Annotated in this window: 16 protein-coding genes; 7 read left to right on the top strand and 9 right to left on the bottom strand. The window is 40.0% G+C overall.

Features of this window, described 5'->3' with window-relative positions; all coding sequences use genetic code 11:
* Positions 1–84: 84 nt before the first annotated feature.
* A complete protein-coding gene (locus G3I01_RS04260) occupies positions 85–1,047 on the bottom strand; it encodes an alpha/beta fold hydrolase (protein ID WP_219551379.1) in 963 nt (320 codons plus the stop codon).
* Positions 1,048–1,131: 84 nt separating this feature from the next.
* Here G3I01_RS04260 and G3I01_RS04255 point away from each other — a divergent pair, with 84 nt between their 5' ends.
* The 3 genes from G3I01_RS04255 to G3I01_RS04245 all read left to right on the top strand — a co-directional run bounded on the left by G3I01_RS04255 (position 1,132) and on the right by G3I01_RS04245 (position 2,855).
* Complete coding sequence (locus tag G3I01_RS04255; RefSeq protein ID WP_219551377.1) at positions 1,132–1,629, top strand: thioesterase family protein; 498 nt, start codon at positions 1,132–1,134, stop codon at positions 1,627–1,629.
* Positions 1,630–1,634: 5 nt separating this feature from the next.
* Positions 1,635–2,276 (top strand): hypothetical protein, encoded by a 642-nt coding sequence (locus G3I01_RS04250; protein ID WP_219551376.1) that lies wholly within the window; start codon positions 1,635–1,637, stop codon positions 2,274–2,276.
* 141 nt (positions 2,277–2,417) lie between these two features.
* A complete protein-coding gene (locus G3I01_RS04245; RefSeq protein ID WP_219551374.1) occupies positions 2,418–2,855 on the top strand; it encodes a hypothetical protein in 438 nt (145 codons plus the stop codon).
* Between the two features lie 8 nt (positions 2,856–2,863).
* On the opposite strand, the gene G3I01_RS04240 is transcribed toward G3I01_RS04245, so the two are convergent.
* The 3 genes from G3I01_RS04240 to G3I01_RS04230 are packed head-to-tail and all read right to left on the bottom strand — an operon-like array spanning position 2,864 to position 4,919.
* Entirely contained in the window at positions 2,864–3,763 is a 900-nt protein-coding gene (locus tag G3I01_RS04240; RefSeq protein ID WP_219551372.1) for a DMT family transporter, read from the bottom strand.
* Positions 3,756–4,109, bottom strand: coding sequence for an ArsC/Spx/MgsR family protein (locus G3I01_RS04235; RefSeq protein ID WP_219551370.1), 354 nt, complete (start codon positions 4,107–4,109; stop codon positions 3,756–3,758). The genes G3I01_RS04240 and G3I01_RS04235 overlap by 8 nt, the downstream gene beginning before the upstream one ends.
* 33 nt (positions 4,110–4,142) lie before the next feature.
* On the bottom strand, positions 4,143–4,919 hold the full coding sequence (locus tag G3I01_RS04230; protein WP_219551368.1) for a DUF3298 and DUF4163 domain-containing protein: 777 nt from the start codon (positions 4,917–4,919) through the stop codon (positions 4,143–4,145).
* Positions 4,920–5,085: 166 nt separating this feature from the next.
* Here G3I01_RS04230 and G3I01_RS04225 point away from each other — a divergent pair, with 166 nt between their 5' ends.
* The 3 genes from G3I01_RS04225 to G3I01_RS04215 all read left to right on the top strand — a co-directional run bounded on the left by G3I01_RS04225 (position 5,086) and on the right by G3I01_RS04215 (position 9,153).
* Positions 5,086–6,228, top strand: coding sequence for a cystathionine gamma-synthase (locus G3I01_RS04225; RefSeq protein WP_219551366.1), 1,143 nt, complete (start codon positions 5,086–5,088; stop codon positions 6,226–6,228).
* 68 nt (positions 6,229–6,296) lie between these two features.
* Positions 6,297–8,438 (top strand): glycoside hydrolase family 97 protein, encoded by a 2,142-nt coding sequence (locus G3I01_RS04220; RefSeq protein ID WP_219551364.1) that lies wholly within the window; start codon positions 6,297–6,299, stop codon positions 8,436–8,438.
* A 106-nt stretch (positions 8,439–8,544) separates the two neighbouring features.
* The gene (locus G3I01_RS04215) at positions 8,545–9,153 is read left to right on the top strand and encodes a hypothetical protein (RefSeq protein WP_219551362.1); all 609 of its coding nucleotides are present in this window, start codon (positions 8,545–8,547) and stop codon (positions 9,151–9,153) included.
* Between the two features lies 1 nt (position 9,154).
* Here G3I01_RS04215 and G3I01_RS04210 read toward each other — a convergent pair whose 3' ends face one another.
* Positions 9,155–10,381 carry a cysteine desulfurase-like protein gene (locus G3I01_RS04210; protein WP_219551361.1) on the bottom strand — a complete coding sequence of 409 codons (1,227 nt, stop codon included), beginning with the start codon at positions 10,379–10,381 and terminating at the stop codon, positions 9,155–9,157.
* Complete coding sequence (locus tag G3I01_RS04205; protein ID WP_219551359.1) at positions 10,378–12,744, bottom strand: prolyl oligopeptidase family serine peptidase; 2,367 nt, start codon at positions 12,742–12,744, stop codon at positions 10,378–10,380. The genes G3I01_RS04210 and G3I01_RS04205 overlap by 4 nt, the downstream gene beginning before the upstream one ends.
* Positions 12,745–12,895: 151 nt before the next feature.
* Between G3I01_RS04205 and G3I01_RS04200 the strand changes: the two genes are divergently transcribed.
* Positions 12,896–14,452: a M20/M25/M40 family metallo-hydrolase gene (locus G3I01_RS04200; protein ID WP_219551357.1), complete on the top strand. Its 1,557-nt coding sequence runs from the start codon at positions 12,896–12,898 to the stop codon at positions 14,450–14,452.
* A 15-nt stretch (positions 14,453–14,467) separates the two neighbouring features.
* On the opposite strand, the gene G3I01_RS04195 is transcribed toward G3I01_RS04200, so the two are convergent.
* The 3 genes from G3I01_RS04195 to G3I01_RS04185 form a co-directional block, all read right to left on the bottom strand.
* Positions 14,468–15,622 carry a DUF3095 family protein gene (locus G3I01_RS04195; protein ID WP_219551355.1) on the bottom strand — a complete coding sequence of 385 codons (1,155 nt, stop codon included), beginning with the start codon at positions 15,620–15,622 and terminating at the stop codon, positions 14,468–14,470.
* Positions 15,623–15,687: 65 nt separating this feature from the next.
* Positions 15,688–16,050: a hypothetical protein gene (locus G3I01_RS04190; RefSeq protein WP_219551352.1), complete on the bottom strand. Its 363-nt coding sequence runs from the start codon at positions 16,048–16,050 to the stop codon at positions 15,688–15,690.
* 33 nt (positions 16,051–16,083) lie between these two features.
* Positions 16,084–17,067 (bottom strand): DUF1028 domain-containing protein, encoded by a 984-nt coding sequence (locus G3I01_RS04185; protein ID WP_219551350.1) that lies wholly within the window; start codon positions 17,065–17,067, stop codon positions 16,084–16,086.
* Between the last annotated feature and the right edge of the window lie 38 nt (positions 17,068–17,105).

Genomic DNA, 17,105 nt, shown 5'->3' with positions numbered 1-17,105 from the left:
TTTAAAAGCTTGCGCAAAGATAATCAATTCTATAGCATCTCCAATTGAATGAGTAATTGATCGACGCTTAGAAAACAGAATTAATTATAGTGATTCAATGAATTCTACAGCTCTTTTTTCATGATAGTAGAGTGGAGCTCTGGTAACAAAACCAACATGCCCACCATATTTTGGAATTTCCAGATGAAGAAATTCAGAATTTTCTGCGATCTCTATAGGGTAACATTTCTGAGAAAGGAAACTGTCGTTTTCGGCATTGATCATTAAGGTAGGCTTTCTAATACCCTTTAAATAAACAAGGGCGCTGGTCTTTTTGTAATAATCAGCAGCATTCTTGTAACCATGAGCCCTGGAAGTATACAGGTCGTCTATATCTCTTAAAGAGCTACATGCCGAAATATCCTTTTTATTCAGATGGTCAGGGAATTTTTCGGCTCTTTCATACAAGTGCTGTTTTAGGTTTAACTCGAATCTTTTTGAATACACAAAGTTTCTCATTCGGTTAATGGCACCCAGAGAACCTGATAGATCACATGGAACAGATACTCCTACCGCTCCAATGACTTCATCTGGAAGGCTGCGGTTCTCGCCCAGGTATTTCATGAGCATATTGCCACCCAGACTAAAACCTATAAGAGCTATTTTATTATATTCTTTCAGCGATAATATATGGGTCATTAATTCTGCAAGGTCGTCACTCGCGCCCGCGTGATAACTTTTGTAGAGACGGTTCAATTCATCACTACAACCTCGAAAGTTCATGCCCACGGCGGTCCAGTTCTTTAAATTGAAAGCCCTGGCCATACCTTTCATGTAAGGCCTGTCTGCTTTTCCGGCAAGACCATGTAGTAGAATGACCAGATTTTTAGAATTCCGGTTCGCCGGATAGCTCCAATCTATATCTAAAAAATCACCGTCACTTAGTTCGATCCTTTCCCTTTCAAAGATTGGAATCTCTACTTTTCTTAAAGTGGCAGCGTAGATCGTGGAAGCATCACCGCTTTTAAAAATTCCTGGCGGAATATAATTCTCTGAGATCACCGGCATCCTTTTCCAATTTTAATATAAACTTAGGTAAAATAAGGTATGCACGCATAATATTTATTGGTAGTTTTGAATAAATTGAAGATTATGTATAGCAAAAAGTTCGAAATAAGATGGAGTGATCTGGACGCCAACAGGCATTTGGCGAATTCGGCATTTGTAAATTTTATGAGTCATACTCGTATGAGTTTTCTGATGGAAAATGGATTTGGACATAAACAACTGTCTCATTTTAACCTCGGCCCCATTGTTTTTTACGAACACATCTATTATTTCAAGGAAATATTTGCAGGAGAACCTGTTACGGTAACACTTGAATTGAGCGGACTATCTGAAGATGGTATGTTCTTCGAATTTACGCACAGAATATATGACCATAACGGAAAGAATTGTGCTACCTGTGAAATGATGGGTTCCTGGATAAACCTGGAAACAAGAAAATTAACTCAATTGCCAGAGGAGCTTTTCGATAGATTAGATCATACTCCAAAATCTGAAGATTTTAGAACTCTCACAAAAGAGGATACACGTAGGTTTGGGAAAAAACCTCAAAACCTAACTACAGAGGAATTAAAAGACCTATAGTTTTTATGGAAGATGGCATTGATCAAATATGGTATGCCTGTTATGGTTCTAATATTAGAGAAGAACGGTTCATGTGCTATATAAATGGCGGGACACCGCCAGGAGCCGTTAAGAATTTTCAGGGGTGTTCAGATAAGACCAAACCCAAGGGGAGTAAGCCATTAATCATAAATTACGAAATGTATTTTGCCAAGGAAGCAGAAACCTGGAATGGCGGTGGAATTTGTTTCTTGAGGCCAGAACGGGATGAAAAGGTGGAAACATTGGGACGAACCTACCTTATAAATTCCAGCCAGTTCAAAGATCTGGTGAGGCAGGAGCTCAAGTTCGAAGGTGAGATTGTTATCGATTTCCGGGAACTCATCGATAATGGTCATTACGATTGCATGACTCAGGGAAGGTATGGGCATTTACTTTATCTGGGAGAGATTGAAGGGAAACCAGTGGTGACCTTTACCAGTGAGATCTATCTGGAAGACGGAATAAACCCACCGAGTGAGGCATATTTGTCTACGATCATAAAAGGACTTAAGGAAATTTATGATCTAAAGGATGCTGAAATCATAGAGTATTTCATGGCAAAAACTGGAATTAAGAATCATATAGACAGGTCTCAAATTTTAAATATTTTGTGCGAAACAGACTGATAATTAAACAGCAGTTTCAGGCTAACAAATAATTACCAAACACCAATATTAAATAAAAATATATAAAACACTGAAATTCAGTATTTTATAATTAAATTTATTAGATTTTGCCCCTGATCTTTTTATTTAAAATGATCAGGAATGAAAAGTAATCTCGAAATTATCATAGCCTTTCTGGTTGCCGTAATGACCTTTCAAAGTTGTACGGTTTATTATCATCAGAATTATACTCCTGAAGAAGTGGTTCAGTCACAGAAAAAATTCAGGATGGTGGACAAAAATGGAAAGAAATATCCATTTTATAAGTTGATCGAAAAAGATTCTAGTCTATATGTTCTAGCTAAAAATTCTATTTTTTATAGCAATAAATTTAAGAACCAGGAGGAGGCTGAACTTGGATTGATTGGCTTTTCAGCTTATTCAATAAACCCTGAGAATTACGAATATTTTCAAATTAAAAATTCCTCAGCGTCTGGCTGGGCGACCGCTGGAGTTGTAGCCATTTCTATTGGCATTTTATATTGGATCTTATTTGATATCTGGAGTGACGACTGGGATGATTTTTTTAGTTTCGAATAGTGACAATCTCAATCTTTGATCTTCGTTTTTTTAACGCTTACCATATAAACCCCTATAAAAACCAGAGCGGCGGCGATACCTTTTACCCAGGTAAGTTTATCTGCACCTACCGATATCGCAAAGCTAATTGCGATAAGGGGTTGTAAATAAATAAAGGCGCTTATGGTAGAAGGGGATAGCTGTTTAAGTGCATAAATATTCAGTAAATAGGTCATGAAGGTGGTTCCCAGCACCACGAATCCCATTTTCCAGGTGGCTTCAAAGGGTAAGTTAGTCCAGTCCACGGCTACAAATTCAGAATAGGTCACCGGCAGGTTAATAAAAATGGCAATAAAGAAGAGCCACTTCATCAGGGTGATCGCGTGATATTTTTTGGTGAGCGGTTTTACCAGGATGAGGTATAATCCATACGAAAAGGCGTTCACAATAAAAAGGACGTTGCCTAAAGGAATATTTGGAGCATTGAAGTTTTCACCCTTGCTAAAGATAACCAGAACGAGAGCTCCGCCCATTCCCACGATAATACCAAGAGTTTTAAGTAAGGTGATACGCTCCTTAATGAGAATTGAAGCAAGAATCAAAACCATTACCGGGGAAAGGGTGATAATCACCGAACTATTTATTGGTGTGGAAAGGCTTAGACCTTTGAAAAAGAAAAGCATGTTAAGTACCATCCCAAATACCGCACATCCAAGGATTCGTGGCCAGTCTGAAGTCGCGATCTTCTCTTTTGGTGCAAAAATGCTGATGATCCAGAAAAGGATAGCCGCACCGGTAACCCTCAACAAAATAAACCCGAAAGGTTCAATGTATAAAGGCATGAGTCCTTTGGCTATCGTATGGTTAACCCCGTAGATAGCACTGGCAAGGAAGGCGGCAAGAATAGCCAGAAGACGGCTTTTATCCATGTATAGCTTCTTTCGCAGCGGCAACAGATTTCTTTGAATTCCCAACAAAGATCTGGTCGTCGTTAATGATCACCGGTCTTTTCAAAAAAGTATAATGTTCAAGGATCAGGTTCTTGAAATCTTCTTCTTCTAGATCTTTATTCTTAAGATCTCTCTCCTTATACAGCCTTGCTCTTTTACTGAAAAGAGATTCATAACTACCAGACATTTCTTTCATCTCCTTAAGTTGCGCCTCTGTGATATTTTCGGTTTTAATATCCTGAAGTACAAATGAATCTGGTAACTCCAGTTCTTTAATGATCCTTTTGCAGGTGTCGCAGGTGGAAAGGTGATATATTTTTTTCATGTCTATAAGGCTATATTTTAATGGATCTGCTCTTTATTTTTTCAGTTTTAAAAACTGCTGAATTTCGGTTCGTGGATATTTCAGAATAAAATCCCCTGCTGAATATGGCGCGATATCATAGGCATTATAATGCAGGATAATACTGTTTTCTGTAATCCCAATGTTTTTGGGTAAATGGAATTCATCGTTCTCAAAAAACATCCCGGTACTGTTGATATTTTCTTCTAGTGGGATATCCTGTTTTTTTCTGAAATCTTCTTCTGCAAACCCTTTGAATTCTGAATTGAAGATATCTTCCGCGTTCAATATTTTCCCGGTTTCCGGATCAAAATTCAAATAGTTGGTGCTTCTGTAACCGTGAGCGCCCCCGGTAAACATATCGGTATTGAATTTTATGGATATTACGGACGGAGAGCTGTAATTCACTTTTCCGTTAACAGTCGCTTCCCAGGGTAATTCATATTCGGGGAAATCACTTGCAGTTTCTTTATAGTCTTTGATAAAGCTCTCTACCAGTTCCTCAGGTTTTTCTACACTATCTTCATCCTGAAAATCGACTGTTTTTACGATAAAATTCTCGATCTGTTTATTAATCTTTTCGGCCTCCCCCTTGCCATTTTCTGCTACCGGGAAACTCAGGCTGATAAAGGTGCAATCTCCATTTTCCGGCAGGCAATCATTTAGTTTCTTTTCGATGGTTTTTGACGAAAATGAGAGAGCTTTTATCTCATCTTTTTCCTCTTCTTTTTTATCATCGGCACAAGAAACAAATAGAAAAACCAGTAAACAGGCGGTAAAAAATCTTTTCACGGTGAATAGGTGTTAAATAAAGCGATAAAGGTAAAGGCAATTTTGTGATTGCCCAACAGGCTCACTACATTTGTTTTTCGATTTTCCTGAAGCTGAAATCAGTTATGACTGCTGATTTAAGAGTCTTTATACTTCAAAATCGAAACACTGTTATTATAAAAGAACAATGAAATTCAATACTAAAACTATACATGGCGGACAGGAGAATATAGATCCTGCTTACAATTCGGTGATGCCTCCTATTTATCAAACAAGTACCTACTCTCAGAGCACCCCCGGTGGTCATAAAGGTTTTGAATATTCTCGAAGTGCAAATCCAACCAGGTCTATGTTAGAAAGATCACTGGCCAGCCTGGAAAATGGAAATTTCGGACTTGCTTTTGGTTCGGGACTTGCCGCGATAGATGCGGTTTTAAAACTATTTAAACCCGGAGACGAGATCATTTCCACGAACGATCTTTATGGTGGTTCTTACAGGCTGTTTACGAAAATCTTTGAAGGCCTTGGAATAAAATTTCATTTTGTTGGGATGGAAGACGCAGATCTTATCGAGAAGTATGTAAACGAGAACACTAAACTAATCTGGGTGGAGACGCCAACCAACCCAATGATGAATATCATTGATATTGCCGAGGTTTCTAAAATTGCCAAAAAGCATAACCTTCTGTTAGCGGTTGATAATACTTTTGCGACACCATACCTGCAACAACCTCTGGAGCTTGGTGCAGATATCATCATGCATAGTGCTACCAAGTACCTGGGGGGGCATAGCGATGTAGTTATGGGAGGTCTCGTGGTTAAAGAAAAAGAACTTGCAGATAAACTGTATTTCATACAAAATGCAAGTGGCGCTATTTGTGGGCCACAGGACAGTTTCCTGGTTTTACGAGGTATAAAGACATTACATCTTAGAATGCAGCGTCATTGTGAGAATGGGGAAGCCGTGGCCAGGTTTCTTAGATCGAACCCAAAGATCGATAAAGTTTACTGGCCGGGATTTGAAGATCATCCAAACCATGAAATCGCGAAAAAACAAATGACGGGGTTTGGAGGGATGATCTCATTTACCACTAAAGAAAATACCCTGGAGAGTGCAACCAGGATAGTTGAAAAACTTAAAGTTTTCACCCTGGCCGAGTCCCTTGGGGGAGTAGAATCCCTTGCCGGGCATCCAGCAAGTATGACGCATGCTTCTATCCCAAAAGCTGAAAGGGAAAAGATAGGAGTCGTAGATTCCTTAATCAGGCTTAGTGTTGGAGTGGAAGATGAGGAAGACCTGATTGCAGATCTTAAACAAGCGATAGGCTAAAAAAATTAATTTTATTAGAATAACCCGGCTGGGAATTTACCGGCCATTCTTTTTTAAAGAAAACGAACATGAAAAAAACTCTACTATTTTCTCTCTTTTGTCTTATCACCATTCAGGTTGCTATTGCTCAAAGTCTTGAATCTCCAAATGGAGAGCTGGAAATGCAATTTTCAATAAAGGAGGACGGTACACCTGTATATAGTTTAACTTATAAAGGCAAGGAAGTGATAAAACCTAGTAAACTAGGTTTGGAATTAAAGGATGAAGAAGATCTTTTATCAGGTTTTAGTATTTCTGAAACCGAAGAATCTACCTTCGATCAAACATGGGAACCGGTTTGGGGAGAGCAAAAAGAAATAAGGAATCATTATAACCAATTGAAGGTCCATTTAGTACAGGACAATACAGATAGAGAACTAACTATGAATTTCAGGCTTTTTAATGAAGGGCTTGGTTTTAGGTATGAATTCCCAGAGCAGGAAAACCTGACTTATTTTATAATTGAGGAGGAGCGAACCCAATTTGCCATGACCGGTGACCATACTGCATTCTGGATCCCTGGAGATTATGATTCTCAGGAATATGATTATACCGAATCCAGGCTATCAGAGATCAATGAAAAATTTGATGCTGCGGTAACCCCGAACGCTTCCCAGGAACAATTTTCGAAAACGGGTGTACAAACATCCTTGATGATGAAGACTGAGGATGATATTTATATCAACCTTCATGAAGCTGCATTAGTAGAGTATTCGTTGATGAATTTGAATCTGGATGAAGATAATATGATCTTTGAATCATGGCTTACACCAGATGCCATCGGTAATAAAGGCTATTTGCAAACGCCTGCAGTTTCTCCATGGAGAACGATTATGGTAAGTGATGATGCGACAGATATACTTGCTTCCAGTATGAACCTAAATTTAAATGAACCAAATAAACTGGAGGATACTTCTTGGATAAAACCAGTTAAATATATCGGAGTTTGGTGGGAGATGATCACCGGTAAAAGTTCATGGGCCTATACAGATGAACTTGCTTCTGTAAAATTGGGAGAAACCGATTATTCCAAAACTGAACCTAACGGCAAGCATGCTGCAAATACCGAACATGTAAAGGAATATATAGATTTCGCTGCAGAGCATGGTTTTGATGCAGTTCTGGTTGAAGGTTGGAATGAAGGCTGGGAAGACTGGTTTGGACAATCTAAGGATTACGTATTTGATTTTGTAACTCCATATCCAGATTTTGATGTGGAAGAAATTCATAATTATGCTAAAAGTAAAGGGGTTAAAATGATCATGCATCATGAAACTTCCGGAGCGATTAGAAATTATGAACGTCACCTGGATACGGCTTATCAATTCATGAATAAATATGATTATCCTGCTGTGAAAAGTGGTTATGTTGGCGATATTATTCCTAGAGGAGAACATCACTACGGCCAATGGGCCATCAATCATTATTTATACGCCGTGAAAAAAGCTGCAGATTATAAAATAATGGTAAATGCACACGAGGCGGTAAGGCCTACTGGTTTGAGAAGGACTTATCCCAACCTTATAGGGAATGAATCTGCACGAGGAACAGAGTTTCAGGCATTTGGCGGATCAAAACCTAATCATGTGACCATTCTTCCTTTTACCAGATTAATTGGAGGTCCAATGGATTATACTCCAGGAATTTTCGAAATGGATATAAGTAAATTGAATCCTGAAAATGATTCTAAAGTAAATAGTACCATAGCCAATCAATTGGCATTGTATGTAACGATGTACAGTCCGTTGCAAATGGCGGCCGACCTTCCGGAAAATTATATGAAATTTCCAGATGCATTTCAGTTCATTAAAGATGTGGCTTTAGATTGGGATAAGAGTATTTACCTGGAAGCAGAGCCCGGAGACTATATCACTGTAGCCAGAAAAGAAAAAGGAAGCAGCAACTGGTTTGTGGGTAATGTAAATGGTAATGATGCCAGAACCTCAAGGATAGATTTCGATTTTCTAGACAAGGGTAAAAAGTATATTGCCACCATCTACTCAGATGCGCCTGCTGCGCACTACAGAATGAATCCGCAAGCCTACGAGATCAAAAAATACAGGGTAGATAATAGATCGAAACTTTCTCAATTGTCTGCTCCAGGTGGTGGATTTGCCATTAGCATTAAAGAAGTAGAAGATTCTGAAGGAAAGGACCTAAAAAAGCTGTAAATAATTAAAAGCCTGAACCTGTTAATTTAAACTTGACAGATTCAGGCTTATTATTTAATTTCGAGGCAAATAAGCTTTAGCATTTTAACCGAAAGGAAAATGATCTATGATTAAAAAATCAGTTTTCATCCTGGTCATTCTTTTTTCGATCCACAGTTACAGTCAGCGTTACAGAGATTATGAGATAGGCCCTATGCTCAATTATGAGCATACCTCCTTGTATGTGGCAGATGATGTATTTGGTAATGGGGATGGTGAAAGATTCTCAATGTCAGGTTTCGAACCAAATTTTGGCGCAGGCGTCTATTTTATTTATTATTTCAGGCCGAAAATGGGGCTGGGAGCAGAGCTATTTTACCAAAAGACTACTTCTACTGAATTGGATAATGATAATTACTATAACTCGTTAACCTTTATGCCATATGTGAACTTTGATCCTTTCAGGCAGATCGAGAACTGGTATTTTGGAGGCGGAATTGGAGCCTCCTTTATCCAGGAATCGCCAGATTATGGTTCCAGCGTAAAGGAAGCTGATGTTCGGGTGATCACCATGCCCGTTAAATTAACGACCTCCTACAGGATACGAAATAAGATCACTTTTGAACTTGGAGCCCAGGCTGAATTATTTGAAGTGGTAAAAGACCAGGTTCGCAGAACTGCTATTTATATGGGTATCAAAGTTCCATTTAATCGCGTTTTTTGGCGATACCGTTAGTCTAAAAAATCTCTTTAAAAATATTGACTAATTTTTTAACCTCTTGGGTAGAGTTATAATGCACCAGGCTCACTCTAACCACGCCATTCTTTTCTTCAAGATCCAGAGTCTGTATTAATTTCTTTGCATAGAAATCTCCAAATCGAATCCCGATCCTGTGATTGTCCACTTTTTCCACGATCTCATTGCTTTTATAGTTTTGATGCACAAAAGAAATGGTGGGCACCCTTTTTGACGAATCGGCATCAGGAATCCCAAAGATCCTAATCTCAGGAACGCTTTTCAGGTAATCTAATAAAATAGAAGCGAGCTTTTCTTCGTGAGAAGCAATAAGCTCAAAAGTTTTGGTAAGTCTTTCCTGAAAACCGGCCTTTTCAGATCCAAAATGATGTCTGAACATTTCATCATAATATTCCATGATCCCAAGCGTGCTATAGGTTAGCTCGAAATTGAAATTTCCCGGTTGTAGTTTATAGGGGACATTGTCTTTACCAATGAAATAATGGTTAATGCTTTCCAGTTTTTCCAACTCTTCATACTTCCCGTACATTACTGCCAGGTGAGGACCATATGTTTTGTACCAGCTAAATGTATAAAAATCTGCATCCAGCTCTTTTACATCTACTTTTCTATGTGGTGCGTAGGCCACGCCGTCTACAGAAATGAGGGCGCCGGCTTCATGAACCACTTTAGCGATTTCTTTGATAGGATTTATAGTTCCCAGCACATTAGAAGTGTGAGTAACCGCTACCAGTTTTGTTCTTTCGTTAAGTAATTTATTAAGATCTGAGATCTCAAGTTCCAGGGTTTCCCTGTTTACTTTCCAGATCTTTACTTCAATTCCCTTTTCTTTAAGGTCCATCCAGGGCGAGACATTTGCTTCATGATCTGTATCGGTCACGATCACTTCGTCTCCCTTTTTCCATTGTTTGCTTATGGTAATACTTAAGATCCTTTGAAGCATGGTGGTGGAAGAGCCTATAACTATTTCTTCGTCCCTGGAAGCGTTTACCAGCTCTGCAATTCTTGAGGTTGCGAACTTTAATTTCTCACCTGCTTCTGCCGATACTTTATAAGAAGCCCCTAATTGTACATTATGATGAACTAGGTAACCACTAATACGTTCAATTACCTTTTTTAGAACCTGGGATCCTCCGGCATTATCCATAAATATAAAATCCCTATCCAGGGCCGGGAATTGTTCCCTTACATAATTAATATCCATCATTCTTCCAGTAAATTTTCGTTAAACAATTCTAGGATCCTGCGGTATTCGTCGGTCCAACTGCTTGGTTCTACAAAGCCATGTCCTTCTACTGGAAATACGGCCATTTCCCAATCTTCTTTACCTAGTTCTATAAGTCTTTGTGCCAGTCTTACCACATCCTGGAAATGTACATTGGTATCTACCATTCCGTGGGCGATCAAAAGATCTCCTTCCAGGCCTTCAGCAAAATAGATAGGGGAAGATCTGCGATAGGCGATTGGATCTTTCGATGGTTCATTTAGAATATTTGAAGTATATCCATGGTTATAATGTGCCCAATCTGTTACAGATCTCAGGGCAGCGCCAGCCTCGAAGGTTTCGGCTTCTGTGAACATCGCCATAAGGGTAATGAATCCGCCGTAACTGCCTCCATAGATACCCACTTTCTCCGGATCGATATTATGGTTCTCAATTAGATATTTCACACCGTCAACCTGGTCTGTAAGATCCTTACCTCCCATATGACGATAGATACCGGTTCTCCAGTCTCTTCCGTAACCTGCGCTTCCGCGATAATCTATATCGATCACCGTATACCCAAGGTCGGTAAGCAAGTTGTGGAACATGTATTCTCTAAAGTAACTGGACCACCATTTATGAGCGTTTTGTAAATATCCGGCTCCATGAACAAATACAACCGCTGCATCGTTCTTTACGTTTTCGTCAGGAACATATAATCTAGCCGGCACCATCGCCCCGTCCCGGGCTTCAAATCGTATAAGTTCTGGTTCGCGCCAGTCATAGGCTGAAAATACCTCAGATTGACCGTTGGTTAATTGCTGAGGTTTAGCTCCAACCTTTGTCTTTTTCAGGTATAGCTCTTCAGGTTTATTCATATAAGAATAGGTGATGGCCATATATTTTTCATCTGGAGAAAGACTAACCTCATTCTTACCGGTCATGCTGGTCAGCTTTTCAGTCTTACCCCCCATTAGCGGCATCCGGTAGAAATGCCTTTCTCCCGGGTGAACTTCAGAAGAGGTGAAAAACCAGTGTTTATTGTCGTTTGAGATAATAGGATCAAAAACCTCAAAATCTCCAGGAGTAAGATCTTTCTTTTCGCCGGTTTCAACATTCAGAACATACAGATGAGAGTATCCCGTTTCCTCACTTTGAAAATAGATGTGATTATTATCTGGCAACCAGCCCATGGTTGCATTTCCATAATAGGTGTATCCTATGCCGGGGCCAGCCAGCCAGGCCTCATCCCTTTGTCTTTCGATAGATCTTATTTCTCCTTTTTGAAGGTCTATTGCCGCGATCCAGCGGTCCTTATTGTCTGTTGACCTTAAGTTAACCACTGCTTTCTCACCGTTATCTGAGAAGTATATTTTTGATGGAATAATTTCCCTTTCCTCTTTTTCCCATTCGTTATCCGGGTAGTCGGTTGTGTAGTCTGGCAGGTCCTTAATTCCAGGAAGTCCTGAAAAGTCGATCATGTAAACCGTATCCTTTTTTAGATCATATAGCGCCAGCTCTGCCGTATACTCCATATCACCTACCTTACTTCTGGCTGGAAGATCTACAGTATAACCGCTTTCATCTACATAATTCGGAACCACGGTTTCCTTTCCGCTTTTTCTTTCTATCAGGCTGAAACCGGCAAAATTACCATTTGGTGAAACTTCAAGATTCCTTAGCTCTTTTCCCTGCAGATAGAATACAAAATCTTCTTCCTTCGTAGATTTGAGATAGGCATCAGAACTTTCTTTTTCTTCTTTGCGTTGGTTCACTACTTCCAGTAGATTCAGGTTTTCGCTTTCCAGCCACTCTTCCTTATCTGAACTTTCCTGGTCGTTTTTCTTTTTTTCAGATCCCTTTTTAAAATGAGTGATCTGCTTTATACTTCCATTTTCTAGGTCGTAGATAAACGCATTTCTTTGGGCCTGGAAAGAGATTCTTTTATCATCTGCCATAAACTTAGGATCCTGGATAGAAATAGACAGGTCGAGTAACTCCCTTTTTTCCTTAGCCTTAAGATCATAAATAAAAAGATCACCATTTTCGGTAAATATCGTTTTAGAACGTGATCTATTGAAATCCCCAGTAGTAGGGATAATTTCACTTTTTTCAGCTGCCGAAACGCTCAGGATCTTCCCCGGGTTTTTTATGTTTATGCGATAGAGGGAATCAGAAGGATTCTTACCGGGATTATAATCAAAATAAATGTTTTCGCTGTGAATTCCCCATTTAACTGAACTGGGAAAGGTTCCCATCCAGTCTGTATCCTGCATTATTTTTTCTACACTAAGATCTGAGGTCTGACCAGATGTAATCGCAGTAGAGATTAGCAAGAATATTAGGGCATTTAGAAATCTGGGCATGATCTATTTAAAATTTTCGATTTAAGGATTGCCAAGATAATTAATTTTAGCTCGTATTTTAAACTATATCGGCTAGTTGCGGTCTTATTTTATGTATTACCAAAATTGCACGATATTGTAACCTTTTTTAGATCACCAAAAACTTATACTTATGGCAAATAGAATACTTTCAGTTTTCATACTTTTCTTTTTATCTACAGCGGTAATTTCTGCTCAATCCAAACAGGAAATGATCGATAAGATCGTGAAAGAAGCAGAAGATAATTCACAATTAGAGCACCTCGCTCATGAACTGCTGGATGTTGTTGGCCCTCGCCTGGTTGGGACTCCGCAGATGAAGAATGCTCATGACTGGGCTGTAAAGAAGTATGACAGCTGGGATATACCAGCCAGAAATGAAGAATGGGGAAAATGGAAAGGCTGGGAAAGAGGTATTACCCATATAGATATGGTTTCGCCACGAATTCAGAGTCTGGCGGGAAGACAACTTGCCTGGAGCCCGTCTACCGGGAAAAAAGGGGTGACCGCTGAGGTTATTATTCTTCCTGAGGCTAAAGATTCGCTGGATTTTGCTGAAAAACTGAAATCGGTAAAAGGGAAATTTGTTATGATCTCTATGCCACAACCTACTGGAAGACCAGACGATAACTGGGAGGAGTGGGCTACAGAAGAGTCTTTCGAGAAGATGAAAACCGAACGTGATTCTCTTGAAAAATTGTGGAAGGAAAGGTTGAGAAAAACCGGACTTTCCCGAAGAGAACTGCCAAAAGCACTGGAAGATGCAGGTGCTGAAGGGATTTTAAGTTCTTACTGGTCGAAAGGCTTTGGGGTTAATAAGGTGTTTTCAGCTTATACAGAAGATGTTCCTACTATAGATGTTTCTCTTGAAGATTATGGAATGCTATACAGGATGGCAAAATATGGAGATAAACCGGAAATCAAAGTGGTAGCAGAATCGTCTGAGCTGGGAGAAGTTCCAACCTTTAATACTATCGCTGAGATCAAAGGAGCTGAAAAGCCAGAGGAGTATGTGATCCTTTCAGCACATTTTGACAGCTGGGATGGCGCGACAGGAGCCACAGATAATGGAACGGGTACTTTGGTAATGATGGAGACCATGCGAATCCTGAAAAAATTATATCCTAATCCTAAAAGGACTATTCTTGTTGGGCATTGGGGTAGCGAAGAACAGGGATTAAATGGGTCCAGAGCTTTTGTAAAGGACAATCCTGAAATTGTGAATAATGTGCAGGCGGTATTCAACCAGGATAATGGAACAGGTAGAGTTGTAAAAATCTCCGGAAATGGATTTTTGAACTCCTACGATTATCTAGGAAGCTGGTTATACGAGGTGCCAGAGAATGTTAGTGAACATATTGAAACTGAGTTTCCGGGGACACCGGGAAGGGGAGGATCAGACTATGCTTCTTTTGTTGCAGCTGGTGCGCCTGCTTTTAACCTGAGTTCTCTAAGCTGGGATTACTGGAATTATACCTGGCATACCAACCGGGATACTTATGATAAGATCGTTTTTGATGATGTTAAAAATAATGTCATTCTAACGGCTGTTCTTACATATATGGCCAGTGAAGACGAAAACACTACTTCCAGGGATAAGATCGTTCTACCGGTGAGTAAAAGAACTGGTGAGCAAATGACCTGGCCAGAGCCAAGGGATGCAGAGAGGGCAGGAATGCTGGAAGATTAAAAAACCAAAAAGCGGTTAATCCTGAAATTTTAATTTTAACTGATTGGCCGCTTTGGTATATCCGCCATTACCACCATCAATAAAATGAATATGCTGGTCTGTGCTCATATCTTTGACGTAGCAGGACATAATGCTTTCTTCGCTTACATGAACTCCATATTTAATGAATTTCAGTTTTTCCAACTTGTCAAGATAAGCGATCAGTTTTTTGCGCTGGGAACGATTCCCGGTAATGACCGTATTAATGCGCCCGTCCAGGGTTAGATTATCTGAAAGTTCAACTAATTTTTGAAGATAGCTTATACCGGCATCGGTATTCCGAAGGTATAACTCACCAAAATTCGCGATCATAAAACTTTTCAGAAAAGCAGGCAGGCTCCATCTACCCAGTTTTGTTATCATTTCATCTTTGATACGTTGAAGTCCGGCCTTTATTTTCAGTCTTTTTACTGAAATCGGTTTTCTGCGACCCACAGAGCCGTAAATTTCATCAATCTTAGCCATGATCTTGGAGTAGATCCTAGAAAAATCTGATTCTTCACAACCTGAAATGATCAAACTAACCACCTCCTGATCTTCATTTGGTGGTTTTATCTTATCCCATTTGCATTCCATCCCGGTAAGGTTTAACGGGGCATCTTCTGTATATGTTTCTAATGGGTATTGTGAATTTTTGATCCTGTCTTCAGCATATTGCAGTCCGTTTCCCAGCACCACTGGGATGTTCAGCACTTCATTGGCCTTAACCCGGGCTATCCTAAGATCGATGTGCTCCCTGTAGATCTCGGCAACGCTAAAACTGCCTACAGCCAGGCTGAACCCAAAATTATTTTTAGTGTTGTTATTATGTTTTTCAAGCACCGAGAGCGCTTTCTCCCTGATCTCGTTCGGGATCAGGAAAGTGGCCCCATCACCTCCAAAAAAGAAGGGGACGGCAATTTTATGGGCCTCGGCCAGGTTTAAAACAGCAATTACACAACCGGTCGCGACCAGGTTCACTTGATTATGATTTCCATTATTTACCGCCTGCGTAGAATTACGAATATCGGCGACCAGCACATGCCAGTCATTTGGGACTTTTGCAAAATGCGCTTTATTTCCAATTAGAGAACTAATGGAAAGATCATGTACAATAAGATCTGAATAGAAATTAGTATTGGTGGCTTTCATACATTTTAGGTCGCAACAAAAGCAAAATAATTTCTATTTGATTTCGATGTAGAAATTAAGATAGTTTAGTTAAGTTCTGCTCCCACAGCTACGCTGCAATCATGCCCAGGCTCTCCATGAGGCGGATTGATCTTTGGGGTGGCGCTTTGCAGTCTAACCGGCGAAGTGTTCAGTTGCGGGGTAGCTGCGGCATTTGCCTTTTCCAGAGGCGCTCCAACCGGTAGGTCACAACGATGCCCTTCCTCTCCATGTGCGGGATTATATTTTAATTCTGCAGTTTTGGTCATTTTTTCCTTCATCTCTTCAGCAGAAGAGGTTTCGGTTACTGCTTCTTCTTTTTCGGTAGTTTTTTCCTCGTCTTTACAGGAGAAAATCAGAACTGAAAGAAGGCAAGTGAATATAAGTGGAAGTCTGTGTATGTTTTTCATAACTAATTTTTTAGATGTATAAATATATTTAATTTATTCTATAATTTCTTTAAGTTCTTCCTCGGAGATCGTGAGAATTCCTGAAGGCGGTAACCTGGTTATCATTTCTTTCCAGTTCTTATCTTCTTCAAAAATGCTTTTGAAAATAGGCTTAGCTTCCTCAATGCTTCCGGAATTGGCGAGGGCCACTGCTTTCCAGAATTTCATTTCGAGATTTTCAGGGAACATCTTTTCAGCAGCTCCATATTCTTTTAGTGCCTTTTCCATATTTCCTGCCTCTACAGCAAGATCTCCCTGGTTCATATGTTCATATGCGCGATGAACTTTTAAAAGACGCTCTAATTCCTTAATAGGTGTTTTATGATCGTCTACTCGCAGATCTATCTTCTTATCTTCCCAGCTATTATCAGTTCTTTCCGGTCCTACTACCACCAGTGCGGCAGATTGTTTCCCACGGATATCCCCACCTGCTTCCTGGGCCGCCTTTAAGGCTTCCACAACCCTCTCTGCCAGGGGATAATCAGAATATCTTACGAAAGCCTCAGCCATGGCGGGCACCACTTTATCGTTCAGCATCATATTCGCCTGAACTGAAAAATTCTTTCCCTGCAGGTCTTCAGCAGCTTCCACACATTTTTCTCCGGTGTATCCCGAAACATTACCGTTGGCGTCTAAGAATGCGACCTGGCGAAAAGCTCGGCCTTCATCTTTTTCCACCAGTTGGGTGAGGGCTCTTTCTGCAGAAACTCCGTTAGCCATCAATTCCAGTCCTTCTGGTCCGTAAGCAGGGTTTACAAAAGACTGCGTAGCAACCACTCCAACACCTGCCTTCCCCCACGAAACTATAGAGCCAACCGAAAACCAGTGACTTTGTACGCCTACAGCCATCTCACCGGTAATGGTGTCTCTCGCTACTATAGAATAGGTATGTGCAAAAGCATCTTCTTCAACACCAATATTCTGTGCTTGTAGGTTGGTAAGGTTAAGAATAAATACTAGAAGTAATAGTCTGTTCATAATTTCAGGCTTAATTTAAAGCCTAAAGATATGCATTA

Origin of the sequence: Gramella sp. MT6 (assembly GCF_019357415.1) — a bacterium.
GTDB lineage: Bacteria > Bacteroidota > Bacteroidia > Flavobacteriales > Flavobacteriaceae > Christiangramia.
This window is presented reverse-complemented; position numbering and strand designations above follow the sequence as displayed.

Coding starts and splice junctions, on each gene's coding strand:
- G3I01_RS04205 (WP_219551359.1), bottom strand. CDS start 12,744: ATGCCCAGATTTCTAAATGCCCTAATATTCTTGCTAATCTCTACTGCG.
- G3I01_RS04220 (WP_219551364.1), top strand. CDS start 6,297: ATGAAAAAAACTCTACTATTTTCTCTCTTTTGTCTTATCACCATTCAG.
- G3I01_RS04240 (WP_219551372.1), bottom strand. CDS start 3,763: ATGGATAAAAGCCGTCTTCTGGCTATTCTTGCCGCCTTCCTTGCCAGT.
- G3I01_RS04185 (WP_219551350.1), bottom strand. CDS start 17,067: ATGAACAGACTATTACTTCTAGTATTTATTCTTAACCTTACCAACCTA.
- G3I01_RS04255 (WP_219551377.1), top strand. CDS start 1,132: ATGTATAGCAAAAAGTTCGAAATAAGATGGAGTGATCTGGACGCCAAC.
- G3I01_RS04200 (WP_219551357.1), top strand. CDS start 12,896: ATGGCAAATAGAATACTTTCAGTTTTCATACTTTTCTTTTTATCTACA.
- G3I01_RS04235 (WP_219551370.1), bottom strand. CDS start 4,109: ATGAAAAAAATATATCACCTTTCCACCTGCGACACCTGCAAAAGGATC.
- G3I01_RS04215 (WP_219551362.1), top strand. CDS start 8,545: ATGATTAAAAAATCAGTTTTCATCCTGGTCATTCTTTTTTCGATCCAC.
- G3I01_RS04195 (WP_219551355.1), bottom strand. CDS start 15,622: ATGAAAGCCACCAATACTAATTTCTATTCAGATCTTATTGTACATGAT.
- G3I01_RS04225 (WP_219551366.1), top strand. CDS start 5,086: ATGAAATTCAATACTAAAACTATACATGGCGGACAGGAGAATATAGAT.
- G3I01_RS04190 (WP_219551352.1), bottom strand. CDS start 16,050: ATGAAAAACATACACAGACTTCCACTTATATTCACTTGCCTTCTTTCA.
- G3I01_RS04245 (WP_219551374.1), top strand. CDS start 2,418: ATGAAAAGTAATCTCGAAATTATCATAGCCTTTCTGGTTGCCGTAATG.
- G3I01_RS04250 (WP_219551376.1), top strand. CDS start 1,635: ATGGAAGATGGCATTGATCAAATATGGTATGCCTGTTATGGTTCTAAT.
- G3I01_RS04260 (WP_219551379.1), bottom strand. CDS start 1,047: ATGCCGGTGATCTCAGAGAATTATATTCCGCCAGGAATTTTTAAAAGC.
- G3I01_RS04210 (WP_219551361.1), bottom strand. CDS start 10,381: ATGATGGATATTAATTATGTAAGGGAACAATTCCCGGCCCTGGATAGG.